Annotated in this window: 1 pseudogene; it reads right to left on the bottom strand. The window is 62.7% G+C overall.

Going from position 1 to position 652, the window contains the following annotated elements:
• Positions 1 to 652 (bottom strand): annotated as a pseudogene (locus tag JN414_RS16430) (hypothetical protein); the annotation flags it as partial.

The following is a 652-nucleotide window of genomic DNA, read 5'->3' as shown; positions in this document are numbered from 1 at the left end:
ATCGGGCGTCAGACTGAGAACCGGCACCGTGTCCGGATCCGGGATCTGCAAGCGAACGGGACGCAATGTGCCCCGCCGCGTGGACACCAGAGTGAGGCCCAGCCCGGACAGCAGGGTCTGTGTGATGGTCGTGCCCGTTTCAGAACTGCTGCCATCCCAGTACCAGCCGGCCGACCAGGGCGCGAGATCAGAGGTCACAGGCCAGGATGCATCGATCGTGCCGTGTGGCACGGGAATGTCCTCGATCAGCATCTGTCGCAGGATGTCAAGCACATTCACAGGAACTGCACCGGATGGAAAATGCCCAAAGGCATCGAGCGTGATCTGATAGACCGGCCGCGAGCCCAGACGGATCCATGTCCCGTTTGGCTGGACCTGCCGGCTCCAGGTGCCAGCGGGTGGAGAGGCGGCATAAATGTCCTCGACATCCGCCGCAAACGTGATGCCATCCGCATAGCCGCCCTCGTAAAGGGCCGTGATGTCTACCGGGCCGTCACTGACCTGATAAACGTAATTCGTGGCATCGATCAGAACGGGCGTGACATTGCAGGCTGTTCCCCGCAGACGCGGCCTGTTGCGGCCGGCCACGTTGCTGTCCCCATCCAGACGGCCCGTGCCGCCATAGGTCGAGACGGTCATGCTGCGATCGAGC

Source organism: Gluconobacter sp. Gdi (genome assembly GCF_014132155.1).
Classification (GTDB): Bacteria; Pseudomonadota; Alphaproteobacteria; order Acetobacterales; family Acetobacteraceae; genus Gluconobacter.
The sequence above is the reverse complement of the archived record's forward strand: the minus strand, read 5'-3'. Positions and strand labels throughout refer to the sequence as shown.